The 21231-nt window shown below is 51.4% G+C and carries 18 protein-coding genes; 9 read left to right on the forward strand and 9 right to left on the reverse strand.

The features are described 5' to 3' along the window. Positions 1-208: 208 nt before the first annotated feature. The 7 genes from TH63_RS07205 to TH63_RS07235 all read right to left on the reverse strand — a co-directional run bounded on the left by TH63_RS07205 (position 209) and on the right by TH63_RS07235 (position 7217). Positions 209-1096 (reverse strand): metal ABC transporter permease, encoded by an 888-nt coding sequence (locus tag TH63_RS07205; protein WP_076606431.1) that lies wholly within the window; start codon positions 1094-1096, stop codon positions 209-211. Beyond that, positions 1093-2385 (reverse strand): metal ABC transporter permease, encoded by a 1293-nt coding sequence (locus TH63_RS07210; RefSeq protein ID WP_048920356.1) that lies wholly within the window; start codon positions 2383-2385, stop codon positions 1093-1095. Before TH63_RS07210 ends, TH63_RS07205 begins: the two co-directional genes overlap by 4 nt. Further along, positions 2382-3185, reverse strand: coding sequence for a metal ABC transporter ATP-binding protein (locus tag TH63_RS07215; protein ID WP_048920357.1), 804 nt, complete (start codon positions 3183-3185; stop codon positions 2382-2384). Before TH63_RS07215 ends, TH63_RS07210 begins: the two co-directional genes overlap by 4 nt. Positions 3186-3367: 182 nt before the next feature. Then, positions 3368-4312 (reverse strand): metal ABC transporter solute-binding protein, Zn/Mn family, encoded by a 945-nt coding sequence (locus TH63_RS07220; RefSeq protein ID WP_048920358.1) that lies wholly within the window; start codon positions 4310-4312, stop codon positions 3368-3370. Between the two features lie 22 nt (positions 4313-4334). Then, positions 4335-4994, reverse strand: coding sequence for a metal-dependent transcriptional regulator (locus tag TH63_RS07225; RefSeq protein WP_048920359.1), 660 nt, complete (start codon positions 4992-4994; stop codon positions 4335-4337). A gap of 4 nt (positions 4995-4998) precedes the next feature. Continuing rightward, on the reverse strand, positions 4999-6009 hold the full coding sequence (locus TH63_RS07230; RefSeq protein WP_048920360.1) for a 3-oxoacyl-ACP synthase III family protein: 1011 nt from the start codon (positions 6007-6009) through the stop codon (positions 4999-5001). A 65-nt stretch (positions 6010-6074) separates the two neighbouring features. Next, positions 6075-7217 carry a glycosyltransferase family protein gene (locus tag TH63_RS07235; protein WP_076606432.1) on the reverse strand — a complete coding sequence of 381 codons (1143 nt, stop codon included), beginning with the start codon at positions 7215-7217 and terminating at the stop codon, positions 6075-6077. Between the two features lie 47 nt (positions 7218-7264). Here TH63_RS07235 and TH63_RS07240 point away from each other — a divergent pair, with 47 nt between their 5' ends. After that, complete coding sequence (locus TH63_RS07240; RefSeq protein WP_048920362.1) at positions 7265-8083, forward strand: 2,3,4,5-tetrahydropyridine-2,6-dicarboxylate N-succinyltransferase; 819 nt, start codon at positions 7265-7267, stop codon at positions 8081-8083. 87 nt (positions 8084-8170) lie between these two features. Here TH63_RS07240 and TH63_RS07245 read toward each other — a convergent pair whose 3' ends face one another. Then, positions 8171-9961 (reverse strand): DUF885 domain-containing protein, encoded by a 1791-nt coding sequence (locus TH63_RS07245; protein ID WP_048920363.1) that lies wholly within the window; start codon positions 9959-9961, stop codon positions 8171-8173. A 1155-nt stretch (positions 9962-11116) separates the two neighbouring features. Between TH63_RS07245 and TH63_RS07250 the strand changes: the two genes are divergently transcribed. From TH63_RS07250 to pncA, 8 genes are all read left to right on the forward strand, one after another. Continuing rightward, the gene (locus TH63_RS07250; RefSeq protein ID WP_048920364.1) at positions 11117-11911 is read left to right on the forward strand and encodes a thymidylate synthase; all 795 of its coding nucleotides are present in this window, start codon (positions 11117-11119) and stop codon (positions 11909-11911) included. Positions 11912-11988: 77 nt separating this feature from the next. After that, positions 11989-12981, forward strand: a complete 993-nt coding sequence (locus tag TH63_RS07255) for a hypothetical protein (protein ID WP_048920365.1) — start codon at positions 11989-11991, stop codon at positions 12979-12981. A gap of 312 nt (positions 12982-13293) precedes the next feature. Then, on the forward strand, positions 13294-14076 hold the full coding sequence (locus TH63_RS07260; RefSeq protein WP_048922653.1) for a Type 1 glutamine amidotransferase-like domain-containing protein: 783 nt from the start codon (positions 13294-13296) through the stop codon (positions 14074-14076). 67 nt (positions 14077-14143) lie between these two features. After that, entirely contained in the window at positions 14144-15307 is a 1164-nt protein-coding gene (locus tag TH63_RS07265) for an MFS transporter (protein WP_197088678.1), read from the forward strand. Between the two features lie 312 nt (positions 15308-15619). Beyond that, positions 15620-16711: a glutamate 5-kinase gene (gene proB / locus TH63_RS07270; protein ID WP_048920367.1), complete on the forward strand. Its 1092-nt coding sequence runs from the start codon at positions 15620-15622 to the stop codon at positions 16709-16711. A 93-nt stretch (positions 16712-16804) separates the two neighbouring features. Beyond that, positions 16805-18052, forward strand: coding sequence for a glutamate-5-semialdehyde dehydrogenase (locus TH63_RS07275; RefSeq protein WP_048920368.1), 1248 nt, complete (start codon positions 16805-16807; stop codon positions 18050-18052). Between the two features lie 204 nt (positions 18053-18256). Then, positions 18257-18778 carry a peptidoglycan recognition protein family protein gene (locus tag TH63_RS07280; RefSeq protein WP_231583563.1) on the forward strand — a complete coding sequence of 174 codons (522 nt, stop codon included), beginning with the start codon at positions 18257-18259 and terminating at the stop codon, positions 18776-18778. Positions 18779-18826: 48 nt separating this feature from the next. Continuing rightward, complete coding sequence (pncA, locus tag TH63_RS07285) at positions 18827-19435, forward strand: bifunctional nicotinamidase/pyrazinamidase (RefSeq protein ID WP_048920370.1); 609 nt, start codon at positions 18827-18829, stop codon at positions 19433-19435. Positions 19436-19569: 134 nt separating this feature from the next. Here pncA and TH63_RS07290 read toward each other — a convergent pair whose 3' ends face one another. Continuing rightward, entirely contained in the window at positions 19570-21051 is a 1482-nt protein-coding gene (locus tag TH63_RS07290) for a nicotinate phosphoribosyltransferase (protein WP_048920371.1), read from the reverse strand. Positions 21052-21231: the final 180 nt, after the last annotated feature.

Below are 21231 nucleotides of genomic sequence, written 5' to 3' on the forward strand. Positions count from 1 at the left end.
TCAATAACGAGGGTAAAGCGAATTTTTAATTTGCCAAGAACCAAGAAAAGAATCTCCACCACCGGGGATTACAAATCCCCCTTTCCTAACTTCCGGATTGCAAATCAGGAAGAGCATTAAGCTTTAGAGAAGGGCTGATAAGACCTACAGTTAAGCTATTTAAGTTGCTATTCCATTAGAAAGCCAACAACAGCACTGGCAGAGTAAATCACACTTCTACCAACTCAGAAACCTTTCTCCTCCTGGAAACCAACCCATGGCTGGGCGAAAACACAAACGCCAATAAAAATTCCAAGCCAATAATCACGGAAATAGCCCCTGCCACCGACCCATTCAGATACAAGGCCAGGTAAAACCCTACCGCGGAAGCCACCACGCCTAAGCCCGCCGAAATAAACAGCATGCGCTTTAAGTCATCGGTTAAGAGATAGGCCGTTGCGGGTGGGCCCACCAAAAAGGCGACTACCAGAATGGCGCCCACCGATTCAAAGGCTGCCACCGTGGTTAAGGATACGGCACTCATGAGCAGGTAATACCACACCGAGGTGGAAATGCCAATGGCCACCGCGAACGCCGGGTCAAAGGAGGTGAGGTACAACTGCCGAAAAAAGACCGTGACAAAGGCCAGAATCACCAACATCACACCACCCATCATCCAGACGGTTCTGGGGCCTAGGTTCTGTCCGGTTTCAGTGAGCCAGATGTCCAGGGGAACATAAGCGATCTCACCGTAGAGCACGCAGTCCTGGTCCAGGTCTACTTTGCCGGCGTACACCGAGATCAATATAATGCCCAGGGCGAAGAGCCAGGTAAAGGTAACGCCAATGGAGGCATCGGCCTGGACGCGGGCTTTTTTATGGAGGAACTCAATGAGAAAGGTACAGGCCACGCCCAAGGCGGCAGCGCCCAGGAGCATGGTCCAGACTTCGCGGGTACCGCTGAACAGGAAGGCCAGCACAATACCCGGCAACACTGCATGAGATATGGCGTCACCCACCATGGCCATTCGCCTAAGGATCAGGAAACAGCCCAAAAGGCTGCAGCAGATAGCGACCAGGGAGCCGGTCAGGATAATCCAGAATGCGTCCAGGTTCATGTGCTTTTAGGGATAGTAGTTTGATGAGGATCGGCGGTAGGGTAGTCCAGTAATTCTTCCAGACGTTTTTCCAGTTCAGGGGTGAGCACGTGTTCAATGGATTCGGCGTCTTCGTGCACATGGTCTGAGGCCACCTGCAGGTACTCGGTGAGATAAAGCTCCCACAAGCGATGCAGGCGCACTACCCGTTGGGCCTCTTTTTTCCCGGACTCCGTCAAGGCCCAGCCAGCGGGGCTCTTTAAGACCAAGCCTTGGTTGGTAAGGGTCCTGAGGCCGTCCTGCATCTTGAGAAGCGGCAACTTGCGCCGGTCCATGATCTGCTGCCGGGAATAGCTGTGCTGGTAATCGCCGGTGTTTTCGCTCAACAAAAACAAGGTCTTGAGAATGTTCTCGCGCATCATCTGCCGCCGTATGCGGCGCTGTAATAAGTATCTGGCCAACAGGCCTTTTTTAGGTGCCATGATAAAGGAAAAGATCGCCAGGAATGACAAGATCATCACAATCCAGGGACCCGTGGGCATGGCCGGGGCGGTGAAGGAAACAAAGGCGCCTGCGGCACCGCAGAACGCGCTCATGGTGGCGGCAATGACTATCATGATGCCCAGACGGTCGGTCCAGAAGCGGGCAGCGGCGGCGGGGGTGATTAGCATCGCAGACATCAAGACCACGCCCACTGATTGAATGCCCACCACCACCGCCAACACGGTAAGAGTGGTAAGCAAAAGTTCCAGACGGCGGACCGGCAGCCCAATGGTGCGGGCATAGGCCAGATCAAAAGAAATCAGCTTGAATTCCTTGTAGAGCAGAATCACGCTCAACAGCAGCATCACGGCCACGGCCCCGAAGGTGTACAGATCCTGGCCCACCAGGGCGGCGGCGCTGCCGAACAGGAATTTATCCAGCCCGCTTTGGTTCTCGTTGCCTGAATGCTGGATGGAGGTAAGAAACAACACCCCAATCCCGAAGAATACGGACAATACCAGACCAATGGCGGTGTCCTCCTTGATGCGGCTTTTGGTGGTAATTACGTCAATAGCCACCAAGGATAGCCAACCCGTAATAAAGGAACCGATCAACAAAACGATCGGGTTCTTCTCACCGGTGAGCATGAAGGCCAGGCACACACCGGGCAACACGGCATGGGCCACGGCATCGCCCACCAAGGCCCGCTTTCTAAGCACGGTAAAGCAACCTACCACTGCCGAACTGGCCGCCAGCAGGATGGACCCAAACGTGACAAACCGCACGTTGGCATCTTGCATGCTCAGGAATTCCCAGAGGGTGTTCATTTGCGGACCGGTTTGGTTTCTCTGATGGGAAAGTTCTTCTTATGGAGCAGTTCGCTCACGCGGCTTAGCTCGGTTAACCGGCCTCCGTAGGTTTTCTCCAGTAGTTCCTGGGTAAGCGTTACGTTAGTCGGGCCCGAGGCCACCAGGCGCATGTTGAGGAGGATCACCCAATCAAAGTAATCCTGGGCACTTTGCAGGTCATGGTGCACCACCACCACGGTTTTGCCGTCTTCGCGCATCTGGCGGAGCAGTTCAATAATGGCGGTTTCGGTGGCGATGTCTACCCCGGCGAAGGGTTCATCCATGAGGTATAGGTCGGCATCCTGGGCCAGGGCCCGTGATAGAAAAACCCGCTGCTGCTGCCCCCCAGACAGTTGGGAAATCTGCCGGTTGGCGAAATCTTGCATACCCACTTTCTCAAGCGCCTCCATAGCCTGTTGTCGCTGTTTGGCGCCGGGCCTTTTAAAAAGCCCTAACTGTCCGTAGGTACCCATCATGGCCACGTCCAGGGCCGATGCCGGAAAGTCCCAGTCCACCGATTCGCGCTGCGGTACATAGCTTACCCGCTTGCGCACCTCGTCCAATGATTTTCCATACAACTGCACGTACCCGCTGTTGAGTGGGAGCAGGCCCATGATGGCCTTAATGAGCGTAGACTTCCCGGCCCCGTTGGGTCCGATAATGCCTACCAACGCCTGGGCGGGAAGGGTCAGGTCAATATCCCAAAGCACCGGCTTCCGCTGGTAACTTACCGTGAGGTCATGCACCTCCAGCACCGGATCATTTACGTGTTGTATCATTGGTTACTAGTATCAGGTAGCAAGTATCAGGTAGCAAGTATCAGGTAGCACGACATTTGATAGGATGATGTATCATTGTCTGAAACCTTCCTTCTTAAGATTTTGCGTTTTAAGCCTATTTTCTGGAATAGGACCCTAAAACGAAATTCAATCACTCATTCATCAATCATTCAATCCCTCAATTACTTGAGTGCTTTGGCAATCTTCTGCACGTTGGCCTGCACCATTCCCACGTAGGTTCCGGCTGAGCCTTCTTGGGCGCCCAGCGCATCTGAATACAGCGTACCGCCCAGTTTTACGTCATGCCCTTTCTGTCGACAACCTTCCAATACGGCCTGAATGGCTTTCTGGGAAACGGAGCTCTCCACGAAAATGGCCTTTACTTGGCGGTCTACTATAAAATTCACCAGGGAGCTAACATCCTGCAGACCAAATTCAGAGACCGTTGAAATGCCCTGCAAGCCTTTCACTTCAATGCCGTAAGCCCTCCCAAAATACCCGAAGGCGTCATGAGCCGTGATCAAGATGCGTTGCTGGGCGGGGATAGAAGCCATCTCGCTTTTGGTCCATTGGTGCAGGCTGTCCAGTTGGGCCAGGTACCTTTGGGTGTTCTGCTGGTAGACTGGGGCATTGGCGGGGTCTAGTTTTTGCAGTTTCTGGGAGAGGTGCTCGGTGACCTGGCGCCAGAGTTGCACGTCAAACCAGATGTGCGGGTCGTGGCTGTCCTGGAACTCAGGGGTACGGCGGAGGCGGTCCTCGGGGAGGCCCTCGGCGGCCGACCAGACGGTTTTCTGCCGGGCCAGTTTTTCCAACACTTCGCCCATCTTGCCTTCTAGGTGCAGCCCGTTGTAGATGATCACATCGGCCTCGCGCAGGGTCTGCAGATCGCCTAGGGCAGCCTTGTATAAGTGGGGGTCTACGCCGGCACCCATGAGGGCATCTACTACGGCAGCTTTTCCCACAATGTTGGCCACGGCATCACGCAGAATACTGGTGGTGGTGACAATGTATTTCTTGCCTTGCTGGTGCGCTTTAAAGCCGTTGGTCTCTTTGGAAGTACAACCGGCCAAAAGTAACACCAGTGCTAGGACAATCAGATGGGGAACGCGTTTTAAGGCTAGTTTCATAGAATCAGCGCGAAAACGCAACTCAGGGGTTAATGACGAAAATCTTCTCCAGCACTTCTAAAGAAAGAATGACAGACTTGGTCTTATCTATGCTTATCTCCAGGGAGTTATCATAGGCTATCTTGTCTGTTACTTGCAGGTGCGTACCAATCTGGATGCCCACCCGGTTGAGGTACTGCAGGAAGGCCGGCTGGGCGTCTTTCACCCGGGAGACTATGCCTTTCTGGTCTATCTGCAAGGCAGACAAGGGCCGTTGTTCCACCTCACGCAACTTGCCGTCTTCAGAGGGAATAGGATCGCCGTGCGGGTCAATGCGCGGGTGGCCCAGGAATTCGTCCAGGCGCTGAATCAGGAGCTCAGATTTCACGTGTTCCATCTGCTCGGCCACGTCATGCACTTCGTCCCAAGTGAAATGGAGCTTCTGAACCAGAAACACCTCCCAAAGGCGGTGTTTCCGGATGATCTTCAGAGCTACTTCCTGGCCCTCGGGGGTGAGCTGCACTCCGTGGTATTTCACGTAATGCACCAGATCCTTGGTGCTCAGTTTGCGCAACATATCGCTTACAGAGGCCGGCTTGGTAGCCAAAGCCTCAGAAAGCCCCGTGGTGCTCACCGCGTCGGTTCCGCCACCAGACAGTTTGTAGATGGCCTTGATGTAGTTTTCTTCCGCGGTGCTATGCATACTTCTACCAGCGTATTAAAGCCGATGCCCAGGTAAATCCGCTCCCGAAGGCGGCCAGACAAACCAGATCCCCGTCACGCACGCGTCCCTCCTCAAAGGCCTCAGACAAGGCAATAGGAACGGAGGCGGCGGTGGTGTTCCCGTATTTCTGGATGTTGCTGAATACTTTGCTATCCGGCAACTTCATTTTCTGCTGGATAAACTGCGTGATGCGCAGGTTGGCTTGGTGCGGTACCACCAGGTCTAAGTCCTCAGCGGTAAGGTTGTTAGCGTACAGCGCCTCATTGATCACTTCCGGGAAACGGGTCACGGCGTGCTTGAACACGGTGCTGCCGTTCATATAAGGGTAAATGCTGCCGTCATCAATCATTTCATGCGTGAGGCGCTCTTTCAAATTGCTGGACGGGTTAATAGCGGCCAACTCCTCGGCAAACTCACCCTGCGCGTGCAGGTGCGTAGACAAAATGCCGCGGTCCAGGCTATCAGAAGGGGTCATCACCACCGCCCCGGCACCGTCCCCAAAGATCACCGACACGGAACGCCCGCGGTCATTGAACTCCAGACCCGAGGAATGGATCTCAGAGCCCACCACCAGCACATTATTGTACATGCCGGTTTTAATAAATTGGTCGGCCAAGGAAAGGGCGTAGATAAAGCCCGAGCACTGGTTACGCACGTCAAAGGCAGGGATATCAGAAATTCCCAACTCGCGCTGCAACAACACGCCTGAACCCGGGAAGAAATAGTCTGGGCTAAGGGTGGCAAACACGATCATGTCAAGTTCCTTAGCTTCCAAGCCTGCTTTTTCTAAAGCTTTGCGGGCGGCATTGGCGGCCATGTTGGCGGTTGTGTCTTTGCCCGGCTCAAAGTAGCGGCGCTCATGTATACCGGTGCGTTCTACAATCCAGGCATCTGACGTGTCCATCAGTTTCTCCAGATCTGAATTCTTTACCACTCTCTCAGGGACATAGTGGCCCGTGCCAGCTATACGCGAGTTTCTTAGTTCTTTTGCCATAGTTGCTCAAATATACGTGTGTTGTTAGAAAAGTTTAGGTTAGTCTAAATTAATTTTGTGGGAAGCTAAATCTTTAAAAGATGTTTTACCACTTCCTGTACGTTGGTTTCCTCTTCCTGCCAATAAACCGTGGCCGGGATACCTTTAGAGTAGTACGGGCGGTTGAGAAGTTCTTCTACCATAGCGGCAGATAATTCCTGAGAAAAATCAACAGAGATTCCGGCCTGGGCCTTATCCAGTATTTCCTGCCACAGCGGGTTAGGGGGGATGATGACCACCAAACCATTGCCCATGTATTCATAAAGCTTGGTAGGAATACATCTTGCGGTACTAGGGTGCGGATGATACGGCAACAGGCCTATTTGGTGCTGCTGCTCCTGGGCCAGAATCTCTTCATGCGGCACTAGGGAAGCGCCGCCAGTCAAGGACACGAAAGGCAATGGGGCGATGATTGCCTGTAATTCCTTCAGAAACTGCTGGTCGGCGCAGTAGCCAATGATGGAGAGTTGCGCGTCTGGGACCCAGGTTCTGAGTTGCCGCGTAAAATCTACCGCCTCCAGCACACCATATAACTTTGAGATGGTACCCGAGTAAAGCAAACGCAACGGGCTGGCATCTGATAAGTGAACAGGCAGGGGTCGGGGAGAAGTAGGAGCGCCGGCGGAAGGCAGGAATTTATTCTGTACCACGGTGTAGCGCTGGCCCAGGAAAGGAAGCTCTCTGGCATAAGAGGACTCGGCTAAAAAGAAATGGTCCACCCCCTGGGCGAAAAGTTTTTCATAGCCCTGCACTACCTGGCCCGCCAGTTTGCCTACGCTTTTGGAATATACGCCTTGCGTGGTGAGGTTCAGAAAATAGTTTTCCTGCACGTCATAGATTAAGCGGCAGGAGTGGAGCTTGCAATACACCCAGGCCAGGGGCAGCAACTCATGCGTGCCAATGATTAAAAGTTCAGGTTTTACTTTCTGCAGCAGTTTCCAGAAGCGGGCCTGGGCCGTGACGCGGCCTACTGAGAGCCGTTTGAAATCAAATACCGGGTGGAAGGTAACGGCCCCGGACGTGCCTTTGCCCGGGAGCGGGGCCGCATAGCCCGCCACATGTATCTCCAGTTCAGGTAGTTTGGCCAGGCTCAGGCCAATCTTTTTATACAAGCGCGCATCAGTAACTGGCTTCAGAAAAGAGGCCAGCAGAATTCGTTTTCGAATCATCGTGACAATTTAATAATTTTGGCCTCTTATTCTTTCTCTTAGATAAAATGAACGAACTACAATCAACCATAGAACGCGCCTGGGAAGACCGGTCGTTGCTAAGCCAAACGGCTACGCAGGATGCCATCAGACAGGTGGTTCAACTTTTAGACCTGGGACAAATTAGGGTAGCGGAGCCTACCGGCGGTGAGAAATGGAAAGTGAACGAGTGGGTGAAGAAAGCGGTGCTTATGTACTTCCCTATTCAGCAGATGGAGACCATTGAGTTTGGTCCTTTTGAGTTCCATGACAAGATTCCGTTGAAGACTGGTTTTGCGGCGCTGGGCGTACGCGTAGTGCCTCATGCCTTGGCCCGTTACGGATCTTTCATCGCCAAGGGTGCTATCTTAATGCCTTCTTATACCAACATTGGCGCTTACGTAGACGAGGGGACCATGGTAGACACCTGGGCCACCGTAGGGTCTTGCGCGCAGGTGGGCAAAAACGTACACCTGAGCGGTGGCGTGGGCCTTGGTGGTGTGCTGGAACCGGTACAGGCGGCCCCCGTGATTGTGGAAGACGGTGCCTTTATTGGCTCGCGCAGTATTCTGGTAGAGGGTTGCCACATTGGCAAAGAGGCCGTGATTGGCGCCAACGTGTGCATTACCGGTTCTTCTAAAATCATTGACGTGACCGGACCAGAGCCCGTGGAATACAAAGGCTACGTACCGACGCGTTCCGTGGTGATCCCTGGTTCGTACACCAAGAAATTTCCGGCCGGCGATTTCCAGGTGCCTTGCGCCCTGATCATTGGTAAACGCAAAGAATCAACTGATCTAAAAACCTCTCTGAACGATGCCCTGCGCGAAAACGCGGTAGCCGTATAAGGGCCATTTTTCTGAAAACAGGCTCAAAACAGAAAAGCCCGGCCAAAGGACCGGGCTTTTCTGTTTTAATGTAAAGTATCTTCTGGGTTACTTTTTCTGACTTGCGGCCCAGCTATCCATTTTCTTCTCTACAATGCTAAGCGGCATGCAGCCGTCCAGCAGGAACTCATCATGGAAAGAAGCCAGCTTGAATTGGTCGCCCAGCTCTTTCTCATACTTCTGGCGAAGCTCGCGTATTTTCAGTTGCCCTACTTTATAGGAGAGCGCCTGACCCGGGATGGCCATGTACCGCTCAATCTCAGCCACGGCTCCTTCTTCGGTGATGGCTTCGTTGTCCATCATGTACTTGATGGCTTCCTCGCGGGTCATGCCTTTGGTGTGCATGCCCACGTCTACCACCAGCCTGATGGCCCTATGGATCTCATCACCCAGCGCGCCCATGTATTGGTACGGATCGGTGTACAGGCCTAGCTCTTTGCCCAGACTTTCGGTGTACAGGGCCCAGCCTTCGCCGTAGGCACCGTACCAGCTGAACCGGCGGAACTTAGGCAGCTTTTCGTTTTCCTGCTGCAAAGAGATCTGGTAATGGTGACCCGGAATGGCTTCGTGCAAAAACAGAGACTCCATGCCCGAGGTGGTGTTGAATTTGGTGGCGTCTAAGATAGGCACGTAGAAAATGCCTGGCCGCGAGCCGTCCGGAGAACCCTGGTTGTACTCGGCAGAGGCCGATGCGGCCCGGAAAGCCTCGGTCTGTCTGATCTCAAACGGCGTTTTAGGCGTGCGCCCGAACATCTTCTGCAGGTTAGGCTCAATCTTGCTTTGGATAGCCCTGAACGCACCCAACACGTCCTCGGGAGTTTTGTAAGGCATGAATTTCTTGTCGGTGCGCAGGTAATTGAAGAATTCGTCCAGGGTGCCTTTGAAGCCCACCTGTTCTTTCACGCGCATCATTTCCTCGCGTATGCGCTTTACTTCCTGCTGCCCGGTCTGGTAGATTTCCTCCGGAGTTTTATCCGTGGTGGTCCAGAATTTTACATAGTAGGCGTAGAGGTCTTTTCCGCCGGGAATGTCCTGGATACCGGTGGTGGTGCGGGCTTTGGGCAGGTACTCGTTCTTCAGGAAATTGGCCAGCTTCTGGTAGGTGGGCACCAGGTCTTTGAGGATAGCTTCCTGATAAGCCTTCCTCAGGCGGTCGCGGTCTGCAGCAGGAACGGCATCCGGGAAGTTTTTAACGGGTCCGTAGAACAGGCTTTTGGAGGCATCTGAGACCACCATGCTTTCCATCTGCGGAATCATTTTCTCTACCAGCGGTTTGGGTAGCACCACTCCAGCGGCCATTCCTTTCCGGAAGTTGGCCATGGCGCTGTCTCCCCATAGGGTGAAGCCTTTCACGCGGCCCAGCCAGTTTTCATAGTCTTTGGTGGTTTTGAACGGCTGGTTACCGGTACCGGCACCTAATTGGCCCATGGTGAGCGGCAAGCCCCAGAACTGCTGGAACGGGATCATCCAGGTCTTCTGCTTGAGGCCTTCCAGGCGGGTGTTCATCTCATATTCAAAGATGTCATAGCTGGTCTGGTCGTTAGCGTTCAGCTCGGCGCGGTCAAATTCATGCAGCTTGGTCAGATACTGACTATACACCTGCTTGAGGCTGTCTCTAAAGGCCTGGGTGTTGTCATTGGGCAACAGGTGGTTGTAGCGGTTGTCGCCCTGGGCTGTGGCTTCCAGCGGAAACAGCTTGGAATTCTGTTCCCAGTACTGCTCAAAAAGCGTATTCAGCGATTTGTTTTCAGAGGCATTGGTGGCCATGGTAGAATCGGTTTTTTTCTGGCAGGCCCAAAGGCTACAGACCAGCAGCGCCGAAAGCGCAAGTTTTTTCATATGGTTTGTCAGGTTGGTGTTTGGAGGTTCAATATAAGGATTCAGTTGTACTTTTTTGGAGGGAATGTTTGAGGGGAGGGGAGGAAGTTTTTTTTTTGAATGTAATGATGGGTGGAAGTTGAAGTTGGTTTTTATTGGTGTTGCTAGGGACCGATAACTGTATTTGATTTTTGGCAACTAGGTATGATAAAGAATTTGCTTAAGCCTAGGATTGGCGGCTTGTCTATGGCTTCATAAGCTTTTTTTGTTCCATGGTTTCTCTACGAGCGCTCACGGCCGCGAGGCCCCGCCTTCCGCCCTCGCGCTGTACCCTCTCGCCTGGCGCCTTAGCGCTTGCCGCATCCGCGGCACCGGGTCGAGTGCTAGGCGCTCAGACGAAAGGCTGGAAAAGGGGAAGAGGAGTAAGTGTAATTAAAGGTAGGAATTGGGGTAGAGGAGCAAGTGTAATTAAAGGTAGGAAGTGTCTTGAACGAGTTTTCCGGAAAACAGGCCCGGAACGAATTTACCGGGCTCCTTGGGATTTGCAACGAGCTCTTCCGGATTTGCAATCCGGAAGTACTGAAAGGGGGATTTGTAATCCCCTTCCTACGCATTGCCAAAACGGGCCCAGATGCAAGACCGGCAGCCGGATTGCAAATCCGCTTTTCCCTAGTTCGGGATTGCAAATCCCGAACAGCTACTAACTGCTACTATAGATTTGTTTCAGGCACGTTTTCCGTAAAACTGCCTCAAAACGCTTAACCACTTACCAAACGCAGACTCCCCTCTTGAGGGGGGCGAAGGGGGGTGTTTACTCCAGCAGATCTTTCTCCTCCACGCCAATCGGGAAATTGGCTGTCCGGTAAGTGCGTAGAGCGCTTCCGCTAACTCTACGCACAACACATACATTTTAAGCACTGCCCTCTTCCTCGTTCCCCTTTGAAGGGGGTAGGGGGATGACGCACTTCTGCTGATCGAATCACTTTCAAGCCCATTTTCCCCAAAACAACCCCAAAACAACCCCAAACCAAACCTCTGCCCTCACCACGCACACCCACCTACCCAAACAAAAACTATCCACACCCTATAACCCTACCTGTACTTTTCCCTATCTTCAAGCCTCCATTATGGAACCACCCATTCCTAATTCTTACTAGTTAATTCTTAATTAAAAATATGCAAGCTTACCTGGACCTCATGCGCCACATTATGGACAATGGCGTGAAGAAAGAAGACCGTACCGGCACCGGTACCTTAAGTGTGTTTGGCTACCAGATGCGGTTCAATTTGAAGGAAGGCTTCCCGTTGGTGACCACCAAGAAAGTGCATTTGAAGTCTATCATCTATGAACTGCTGTGGTTCCTGCGCGGCGAGACCAATGTTAAGTGGCTGCAGGAGCGGGGCGTGACCATTTGGAACGAGTGGGCCGATGAAAACGGCGATCTAGGTCCGGTGTACGGCTCGCAGTGGCGGTCCTGGCCTACGCCCGATGGCGGCCACATAGACCAGATTGCGCAGGTCATTGACCAGATCAAACGCAACCCAGATTCGCGGCGATTGATTGTGAGCGCCTGGAACGTGGCCGAGGTCAATAACATGAGGTTGCCGCCCTGCCATGCCTTCTTCCAGTTCTATGTCGCCAATGGTAAACTTAGTTGCCAGCTCTACCAGCGCAGTGCGGATGTCTTTTTAGGCGTGCCTTTCAACATTGCCTCCTATGCCTTGCTCACCATGATGGTGGCCCAGGTATGCGACCTGGAACCCGGTGAATTCATCTGGACCGGCGGCGACACGCACCTCTACACTAACCATCTGGAGCAAACCAACATCCAGCTTTCCCGCCAGCCCCGTCCATTGCCTAAAATGAAACTGAACCCCGCCGTGAAAGATATCTTCGGGTTTAGTTTTGAGGATTTCACGCTGGAGGAATATGAGCCGTGGCCGGGGATTAAGGCGCCTGTGGCGGTGTAGATTTTATTTTAAATTAAAACTATAAATTAAAATTTTTCAAGAAGCAAATACTTAAAGGGTTTATTAATAATTAAATAATGAATAGAGTTGTTATTCTTGTCCCTAGAAGTTTGATTTTTGAGGAGTCTATTAAGTTTATATCATATATATTTAACTTACCTATAGCAAAGCAATATGTATTTGATTTTGCTGAAACAAAAAGGATAGATTCATTTTCATTAATTTTCCTTAGTAGCGAGATACATAGATTTAGACATGAAAGAATAATTTCAAAATTCATTGGAAAGAATTTTGAGCATTTTACATATGGGGCGCATATGGGATTTTTTCAAGCTTTTGGCATGGATTATGGAAATAAACCTGGCTCATTTAAAGGGAATAATAACTACATTCCAATTAGTTTATTTAATGCAGATAAAATAAAAGAAAGAGCTAAAGAGTTATTAATAAACCCAGCAGAAATTCTTGAAATAAAGGCTAAGGAGATTTCAAAATTGCTTACCAGAAAAGAGGAAGGAGATCTGTTTAATGTACTCTCTTATTCAATTAGAGAAATATTAAGAAATATAATCGAACACAGTCAATCTCATGAATTTGGTTTCTGTGCTCAATATCTTCCTTCTAAAAATTTAGTGTCTTTTGCTATTCTAGACAGGGGTATTGGAATAAAAAAAGGCCTTTCTGGAAATCCCACACTCCAATTAGAAAGTCATTTAGAAGCAATTGAAAAGTCTTTAGAACCTGGTGTTTCAGGAAAAGTCTTTAAAGGGCAAAAAAGAAAACCAAAAGGAGACTGGGCCAACTCAGGATATGGCTTATTTATGACTAGTAGTTTATGTAAATTAGGCGGAAGCTTTTTTATTGCAAGTGGTGATAAAGGTATTTACCTTTCTGAAAAGCAAAAAAGAATTTTAGATACACCTCTACAAGGGACAGCATTAAATCTTACTTTTGACATTACAAGGCTAAAAAATTTAGATGTTATGCTAGCTGAAATAAGAAAGAATGTAAGTAAAAGTAGTATTAAAGCTTCTCCATCCTCAATGGGTTTAATTACGAATTTAAATTAGTAATACCAGTGTATATAAATAATTAGAATTTAATAAGCATTCCCTCCTCATTATCGTCTTGGCACAATTAGCCTCCACTTTACATTGGCTGCACATTTGGGGTTTGTTCTTTGCACGTTGGTGCAAGTGGTGTTTACCATTTCAGATAGAACATCGCCATTAAGTTTTTTCTAAGCACCAGCACAAAACTTTGATCATTAAATTAGATCATTAAACAAACTGTTGTTTCCAGGCTTAGCGCCTTCGTACCGTGTGAAATAAAGTAAAATGTTAATGTTGGCTAATGTTAAGCCACCCCTCGTTCCACCCACTATGAAAAGAAGAGAATTCCTCCTTAACACCACCTTAGCCACCGTGGGCGTGGTTGCTATAGGACCAGTAAACCTGTTGGCTCAAAAGCCAACCCTCACCAAAAAGATTTTTCTTACCGGTGGGGGTTATGACCCCACTACCATAAAGTACCTCATATCACTCACTGGTAAAGAAAACCCGAAAGTGTGTTTCTTGCCCACACCAGTGGGAGATAGTGAGGCCTATATTCAAAAGTGGTTTGCCGTAGCCAAAACATTACCACTTCAGCCATATGCCCAAAAAGTGTTCATCAGCTCTGAGGAACAGAAAGTGTCTTTTGAAGAAACGCTTTTGAGCATGGATGCCATTCTGGTGACAGGCGGAAATACCTTAAATGCCATGACTTTATGGAAAGCGCATGGCCTTGACGTGATTTTGAAAAAAGCCTGGGAGAAAGGTATCCTGCTAACCGGACCAAGCGCTGGTGCTATCTGTTGGTTTGAGGAAGGTTTATCTGATTCCAGACCTGTTGACCTGTCTGTCGTAAAGGGGCTGGGCTTTTTGAAAGGAAGTAACTGTCCGCACTATCATACAGAAAAAAACAGGAGGCCTTTGTATCTCAAAATGATGGAGGAAGGCAAGATACGTCCTGGGTACGCTTGTGATGAAACGGCAGGGCTGTATTTTGAAAATAATACCCTTAAAAGGGTGGTGTCTCAAAACGCAAATGATAAAGCGTATTTCGTAAGCCTTAAAAACGGAAAGGCTGTGGAGACACCTTTGGAAACTGCTTTAATAAGCTGACCATAGAATACTAAGTAAGGGCCTAACTTTAAATAAGAATTTCAATGAATTTCAAGTCAGTAAGATTATAAAACGCATTCTCCCCACCATCGTACTGGCCCAATTTGCCTGCACCTCTCTTTGGTTTGCAGGCAATGCGGTGCTGCCTGGCTTAATCTCCCAATTTCACCTGGAAGCCAGTGCCCTCAGCCACCTTACCTCAGCGGTTCAGTTGGGCTTTATCCTGGGCACGCTGGTGTTTGCCATCTTCACCATTTCAGACCGTTTCTCGCCTTCCAAGGTTTTTCTAGTGTGCGCCTTGCTGGGGGCGGGGTTTAACGTGAGCCTTTTGTGGGCCAATGGCTTTCCTACGCTGTTGCTGTCACGGTTTCTCACAGGCTTATGTTTGGCGGGCATTTACCCGGTGGGCATGAAGATAGCCGCAGATTACCACCAGAAAGGCCTGGGCAAGGCGTTGGGGTTTTTGGTGGGGGCGCTGGTGCTGGGCACGGCATTTCCGCATTTACTCAAGGCCCTCACGCAGGGGTTGGAATGGCGCTTCGTAATTGTGGCAACTTCAGTCTTGGCCGTGTTGGGTGGGGTGGGTTTGTTTGCGCTGGTGCCCGACGGGCCTTTCAGAACCCGAAGCCAGCAGCCAGATTTCAAGGCCTTCTTCCAGATTTTCAGGCAGCCAGATTTCAGGTCGGCGGCCTTTGGGTACTTTGGGCACATGTGGGAGCTGTATACCTTCTGGGCCTTTGTGCCGGTTATCCTAACCTTGTATGGCAATGCCCACCCGCAGGAGACGCTGAACAACCCTTTGCTGTCTTTTCTCATTATAGGTATTGGAGCGGTTGCCTGCGTAATAGGCGGCTACCTTTCGGGTAGGATTGGGAGCGCGAAAACGGCGTTCGGGGCCTTGGCGGTTTCCTTGGGCTGTTGCCTGCTGTCGCCGTGGGTGGGGCAATTGCCGTTTGCCCTTTTTCTGGGGGTACTATTGGTATGGGGCTTTTCCGTGGTCATGGATTCCCCGCAGTTTTCTACCCTGGTGGCCCAGAACGCCCCGGCCCAGGCGAAGGGCACCGCCCTCACCATTGTCAATAGTTTGGGTTTTGCGCTCACCATTATCAGCATTCAGGTCTTGAGAAGCCTGCAGGCCATCCTGGAGCCAAGGTACTGGTTTCTGTTTCTGGCCATTGGTCCGTTGGTGGGCTTGCTGGCCATGCACCGCTTGCTAAAACCGAAGGCGTAACAAAACATTCCTCCCTAAAATAGAAAAACCGTTTTGGGGCTGTTTTTCATAAAAAAGGCTTGAAACGGCCTACTACCATTTGGCCCGAATTCATAAGATGGGTAAGACTTGATCCCAGCAATTGCCTTTCAAACTAGCCTCCATTTCCCTTCTAAAAGCAAATCCACAAGCCAATCAATCCCCTGGAATCAACTCAACCGGCAAAGCTTGTCTTTGCTTAGTTGTTATCAAAAACATTTAAAAAATAGAAAAGTGTAGGTAAAATAAGGAATATAATGTAAAATTATCTTTCATTGTATTCTTGTGTTGCCAATGTCGCTTAGCTATAATAGAATCATTGTAAAGATTGGCTCCAATGTGCTGGCCCAGGAAAACGGCATGCCAGACGTGGCCCGCATGCGCCAATTAGTGGACCAGGTGGCTACCCTTAAAAAGCAGGGCAAAGAAGTGATCGTGGTATCCTCGGGGGCCGTAGCCTCGGGCCGAAGCCTGATTTCCATACCTGAGAAAACCGATGCCGTGAGTAGCCGGCAATTGCTGGCCGCCATTGGGCAGGTGAAACTGATCAATACCTACGCCGAATTATTCCAGCAACACGCCTTGCTCTGCGCGCAGGTACTGGTGACCAAAGGAGACTTCCGGGACCGTGGCCATTACCTTAACATGCAGAACTGCTTCAGGGTGCTGCTGCAGAACAATGTTATTCCGATTGTGAACGAGAATGATGTCATCTCCGTGACCGAGCTTATGTTCACGGACAATGACGAACTGGCCGGCCTCATTGCCTCCATGCTGGACGCCGATGCCCTTATCATTCTCAGCAACGTGAACGGCATCTACAACGGCGACCCCAAAAATCCCAAATCAGTGATCATCCCGGAGATTGACGCCACCTTCTCGGGCTTCAGTTCCTTTGTCTCGGCCCAGCGGTCACATTTTGGGCGGGGCGGCATGATCACTAAATGCCATATGGCCCAGAAAGTGGCGCAACTGGGTATAGTGGTGCACATCGCCAACGGAAAAACCCCCAACGTGCTCCTCAAACTGGTGGATGAGAAAGTCGTCAATACCCGCTTTAACCCCACCAAAGCCACCTCCGGCAAAAAGAAATGGGTGGCGCATTCGGGTATGTATGCCAAAGGCGTGGTGCAGGTAAACAACGGGGCCAAGGCCGCGCTGGTCGCTACGTCCAAAGCCATCAGCTTGCTGCCGGTAGGCGTCATCCATATCTCCGGCGACTTCAAGAAAGGCGACATTGTAAAATTGGTGGATGAGCAGGAAAAGCCCTTTGGGGTGGGTATTGCCCAGTATGGGGCAGACAAGGCGCAGGAACGCCTGGGCCAGAAAAACCAGAAACCGCTGGTGCACTATGACTACCTGTTCCTCAACCCAGACCTAAACTAACCTCGGCTGTTTTGCGCCTGTTTCCCCAAAAACGGCCTTAAAACAGGTCATTGCTTTCCTCCTAAACCAGGAGACCTTTAACCGAATACCCCTATGGAGTACCAAATCCTTTTTGCCAACACCAAAACCGCCAGCCGCTCTTTGGGCCAACTACCCCCAGACAAGGTCAACCGCATTTTACGGTCCGTGGCCAGTGAGCTTCTGTCCCAGGCTTCTTTTCTTTTAGCTGAAAACCAGAAAGACCTGGCTCGCATGGACCCGGCAAACCCCAGTTATGACCGCCTCCAACTCACGCCCGACCGCCTGAAAGGAATTGCGCAAGACCTGGAAAACGTGGCCAGCCTTACCTCACCGCTGGGCGAAGTGTTGCTGGACAAGACGCAGGCCAATGGCTTGAAGATCTCTAAGGTACGGGTGCCCCTGGGTGTGGTAGGCGTTATCTATGAGGCCCGGCCCAATGTTACCTTTGATGTGTTTGCCCTGTGCTTTAAAACCGGAAACGCTTGCCTGCTGAAGGGCGGGAGCGATGCCGAGTTCTCTAACCTGGCCATTGTTTCCCTGCTGCACCAGGTCCTGGAGCTGCACGGCGTCCCCTCAGAAGTTGTCCAGCTGTTACCCGTAGACCGCACCGCCACCGAGGCTCTGCTACAGGCCGTGGACTACGTAGACGTTTTGATCCCGAGGGGCAGTCAGTCGCTGATCCATTATGTGCGCGAGAACGCGCGGGTGCTGGTCATTGAAACCGGGGCGGGCATTGTGCACACGTACTTTGACGAGACCGCTGATCTGGTGAAGGGCCAGGCTATTATCCAGAACGCCAAGACCCGCCGGGTCAGTGTCTGCAATGCCTTGGACTGCCTCATCCTGCACCATTCCCGCCTGCCCCATTTGCCGGTGCTGGTTTCTCCGCTGGCCCAGGCCCAGGTAGAGCTGTTCGCCGATGCGCCCGCCTTTGAAGCCTTGCAGGGCTTCTACCCACCAGAACTGCTGCAGCCTGCCACCGAAGAACATTTCGGGACGGAATTTCTTTCTTTGAAGCTGGCCCTGAAAACCGTGGAAAACTTGCCGGAGGCCCTGGCCCATATTGCCCAATACAGTTCCCGCCATAGCGAAGCCATTCTCAGCGAAGACCCCGACCACATAGAAACGTTCCTAAATACTGTAGACGCCGCGGCCGTGTTTGCCAATGCCTCCACCGCTTTCACAGATGGGGCCCAGTTCGGGCTTGGTGCCGAGATTGGCATCAGTACCCAAAAACTGCACGCCCGCGGCCCAATGGGCCTGGAAGAACTGACCAGTTACAAGTGGGTGGTACGCGGAGAAGGGCAGGTGCGAGCGTAAAAGTCTGCGGGGCATTGTAGAGGTGTTTTGGACAAAACAGGCTTAAAACAGAAAGGCATTTGTCAAAACTATTTCCTTTCTTCGTGGCGTTCACCTGTCGCTTAATTTCCTATGTCCTTTTCCAGATTGCTTTTATTCGCGTGCGCCTTTGGGTTATTCCTTTTGGGTTGCCAATCTACTAAAACGGTTTCCTTGCCCAAGAACGTGCCTGTTGTCACACGGGCCCAGTGGGGTTCGGCTGCACCGGTGCTGGAGATGAAACCCCACGTGCCGCGCCTAATCACCATTCACCACACCGCCACCGCCCAGAACCCGCAGCGCACCCTGGAGCAGAAGCTCAAAGCCCTGCAGAAGTTCTCCATGGAGCGCAGCCCTTTGTCAGATGGCCGCATGAAAGAACCCTGGGCCGATATCCCGTACCACTTCTACATTTCCGTGGATGGCCGTATTGGCGAGGGCCGGGAATTGAAGTATGTAGGTGATTCCAACACACCCTATGACCCCAGCGGCCATGCGCTTATTGTGCTGGAGGGCAACTTCAACAAAGACCAGGTTTCGCCGGCCCAATACCAGAGCCTGCTGTTGCTTACCAGGGCCATCGCCAAAAAGTGGAACATCCCCGCAGACCGTATCTCGGGCCACAAAGACAATGCCTCCACCGCCTGCCCCGGCGATGCCCTGTATGCGCTTTTGCCGCAACTAAGAACCGAAGTAGCAGGTAAATAGGCATTACCTTAGTCCCCAGACACGGCATTTCTCCCTGAAAACCAGCCTATGAAAGCACTCATTTTAATAGATATCCAGAACGATTTTATTCCCGGGGGCGCCCTTGCCGTACCCGGCGGAGAAACAATTATCCCCCTGGTAAACCAGTTGCAGGGGCAGTTTGACCTGGTGGTGGCTACCCAGGACTGGCACCCCGCCCACCATAAAAGCTTCGCGTCACAACACCCCGGCAAAAACGTTTTTGAGACCGTTGATCTGCACGGGATGGACCAGGTGCTCTGGCCCGACCATTGCGTGCAGGGAACCGAAGGCGCTGACTTTTCACCCCTGTTGGAAATGAATAGGGTAGAGGCCATCTTCCGGAAAGGCACCGACCCGGAGATTGATTCCTACAGCGGCTTTTTTGACAACGGCTACCGCAAGTCTACGGCCATGGGCGTGTACCTGCGCGGCAAAGGCGTGAAGGAAGTGTACTTGGTCGGCCTGGCCGCCGATTACTGCGTCTATTTCACGGCCCTGGATGCATTGAAAGAAGGCTTTGCCACGCACTTTATAGAAGAGGCGACCAGACCCATTTCTCCCGAAGGATTTGAGAAAGCCAAAGCAGACCTGGCCAGCAAAGGCGGGAATATCCTTCCGGTCAATACGTTGCTTTAAGTTATTTTCTGGAGGATAGGAAAAGGTTAATAGATAAGATTGGCCTTAAACTGTGTCTCCCGTTTTGGGGCTGGTTTCTGTAAAACAGCCCCAAAACGGGAGACACAGTTTTGTTAAAGAGGAAGGTAGAATGGCTATTCCTGGCCTTGCTTTTCGCCTTGGCGCAGTTGTAAAATCAAAGCCATTTTCTTTGCGTGCAACTGCTCTTCCAGACCAACCTTGTAGGTGTGCGGATTAAGCAGGCGGCGGTTGGTTTCATGGAGCAGGTGCAGTTGTTTTTTTGTGCGCTCCTGAATCTCTGGTAAGGCAGGGGAGGAATACACGCATTTGCCGGCCCTGAAAATAGGCACCAGCAGATCTTCATGGTCGCAATCCTGGGGGAAGTTCTTTTGCTGGGTAGGGTCGTTGGGGTGTACCATGGTGGGGGAATCAGCCGGGACCATAGTCTCCGAATAGATCATGTCCCCTACCATGGTGTTGTTCTTGTAAAAGCGCCGCACCTGCAGAATACCGGGGGTAGAGATCTTCACCAGTTGCTCAGAGAGCTTCAGCTTATACTCCCATTCGCCGCCGGGTGCTCTGAGCGCCGCCAGCTTATAGACGCCGCCCAGAGCGGGTTGGTCAAAGGCGGTGACCAATTTGGTGCCAATGCCCCAGGTATCTATGCGGGCGCCCTGTATCTTCAAACTCTGGATCAGGTGTTCGTCCAGGTCGTTGCTGGCTACAATGGAGACGTTGGGAAAACCTGCCTCGTCCAGCAGTTTTCTGCCTTCAATACTCAGGTAGGCCAAGTCCCCGGAGTCTAGCCTGATTCCCTTCAATTCGGCCCCTTGCTCGCGCATCTTCCGGCCTACCGCAATGGCTTTCTTGATCCCTTCCAGGGTATTGTAGGTATCTACCAGAAACACTGAGTCATGGGGGAAAACATCGGCGTACGCCGAGAAAGCCTCTTCTTCACTTTTATAAGACATGACCCAACTATGGGCGTGGGTCCCTTTCACGGGCATCTGGAAAAGCTGGCCGGCCAGCAGGTTAGACGTGGCGCCCACCCCACCAATAAAGGCCGCCCGGGCCGCTGATAGTCCGCCGTCTGGCCCCTGGGCCCGGCGCATGCCAAACTCAATGACCTGGTCGCCCTGGGCGGCATCTACAATACGCGCGGCCTTGGTAGCCACCAGCGTCTGGAAATTAAGGATGGTAAGCAGGGGCGTCTCTAACAGTTGGCATTGCAGAATAGGGCCCTTAATGCGCAGGAGCGGTTGGTTAGGGAACACCACAGTCCCCTCGGGAATGGCGTCTACCTCACAGGTGAATTTTAGGTCTTTCAAGTAGGCCAGGAAGGATTCTTCAAAGAGGTTTTGTCCCTGACTTCCTTTTAAGCTGCCTAAATAACTTAAATCATTATTAGAAAAATGAAAATTGGCTAATAAATCAACAGCATCTTCCAGGCCGGCACACACAGAATATCCCCCTTTGAACGGATTGTTCCGGAAGTACATATGAAAAACCGCTTCCTGCTCCGCCAGACCCTTTTTCCAGTAGCCCTGGGCCATGGTGAGTTGGTACATATCGGTGAGCAGGGCCAGTGAAAATTGGTAGCGTTGGGTTATGTTCATGGGTGAAATGGGTATGCCAAAACGTACGGAAATTTTTTTAGAACCGCTGCCTTCCAGGGCAAATTTAGAATGGATTTTGAAAAGCGACCCTTAAAACTTAGTTAAAGTAAATGCAAAATCAGGAGTCACCAGAAAGGTAAGGCAAGCGGCGGATGGGTAATAAAAATCATCTTTTCAGGC

The organism is Rufibacter radiotolerans (genome assembly GCF_001078055.1).
GTDB classification, from domain to species: Bacteria; Bacteroidota; Bacteroidia; order Cytophagales; family Hymenobacteraceae; genus Nibribacter; species Nibribacter radiotolerans.

Bases quoted from the DNA above. Each gene is read 5' to 3' on its own strand.
- TH63_RS07205 (WP_076606431.1), bottom strand. From the start codon at position 1,096: ATGAACCTGGACGCATTCTGGATTATCCTGACCGGCTCCCTGGTCGCT.
- TH63_RS07210 (WP_048920356.1), bottom strand. From the start codon at position 2,385: ATGAACACCCTCTGGGAATTCCTGAGCATGCAAGATGCCAACGTGCGG.
- TH63_RS07215 (WP_048920357.1), bottom strand. From the start codon at position 3,185: ATGATACAACACGTAAATGATCCGGTGCTGGAGGTGCATGACCTCACG.
- TH63_RS07220 (WP_048920358.1), bottom strand. From the start codon at position 4,312: ATGAAACTAGCCTTAAAACGCGTTCCCCATCTGATTGTCCTAGCACTG.
- TH63_RS07225 (WP_048920359.1), bottom strand. From the start codon at position 4,994: ATGCATAGCACCGCGGAAGAAAACTACATCAAGGCCATCTACAAACTG.
- TH63_RS07230 (WP_048920360.1), bottom strand. From the start codon at position 6,009: ATGGCAAAAGAACTAAGAAACTCGCGTATAGCTGGCACGGGCCACTAT.
- TH63_RS07235 (WP_076606432.1), bottom strand. From the start codon at position 7,217: ATGATTCGAAAACGAATTCTGCTGGCCTCTTTTCTGAAGCCAGTTACT.
- TH63_RS07240 (WP_048920362.1), top strand. From the start codon at position 7,265: ATGAACGAACTACAATCAACCATAGAACGCGCCTGGGAAGACCGGTCG.
- TH63_RS07245 (WP_048920363.1), bottom strand. From the start codon at position 9,961: ATGAAAAAACTTGCGCTTTCGGCGCTGCTGGTCTGTAGCCTTTGGGCC.
- TH63_RS07250 (WP_048920364.1), top strand. From the start codon at position 11,117: ATGCAAGCTTACCTGGACCTCATGCGCCACATTATGGACAATGGCGTG.
- TH63_RS07255 (WP_048920365.1), top strand. From the start codon at position 11,989: ATGAATAGAGTTGTTATTCTTGTCCCTAGAAGTTTGATTTTTGAGGAG.
- TH63_RS07260 (WP_048922653.1), top strand. From the start codon at position 13,294: ATGAAAAGAAGAGAATTCCTCCTTAACACCACCTTAGCCACCGTGGGC.
- proB (WP_048920367.1), top strand. From the start codon at position 15,620: ATGTCGCTTAGCTATAATAGAATCATTGTAAAGATTGGCTCCAATGTG.
- TH63_RS07275 (WP_048920368.1), top strand. From the start codon at position 16,805: ATGGAGTACCAAATCCTTTTTGCCAACACCAAAACCGCCAGCCGCTCT.
- pncA (WP_048920370.1), top strand. From the start codon at position 18,827: ATGAAAGCACTCATTTTAATAGATATCCAGAACGATTTTATTCCCGGG.
- TH63_RS07290 (WP_048920371.1), bottom strand. From the start codon at position 21,051: ATGAACATAACCCAACGCTACCAATTTTCACTGGCCCTGCTCACCGAT.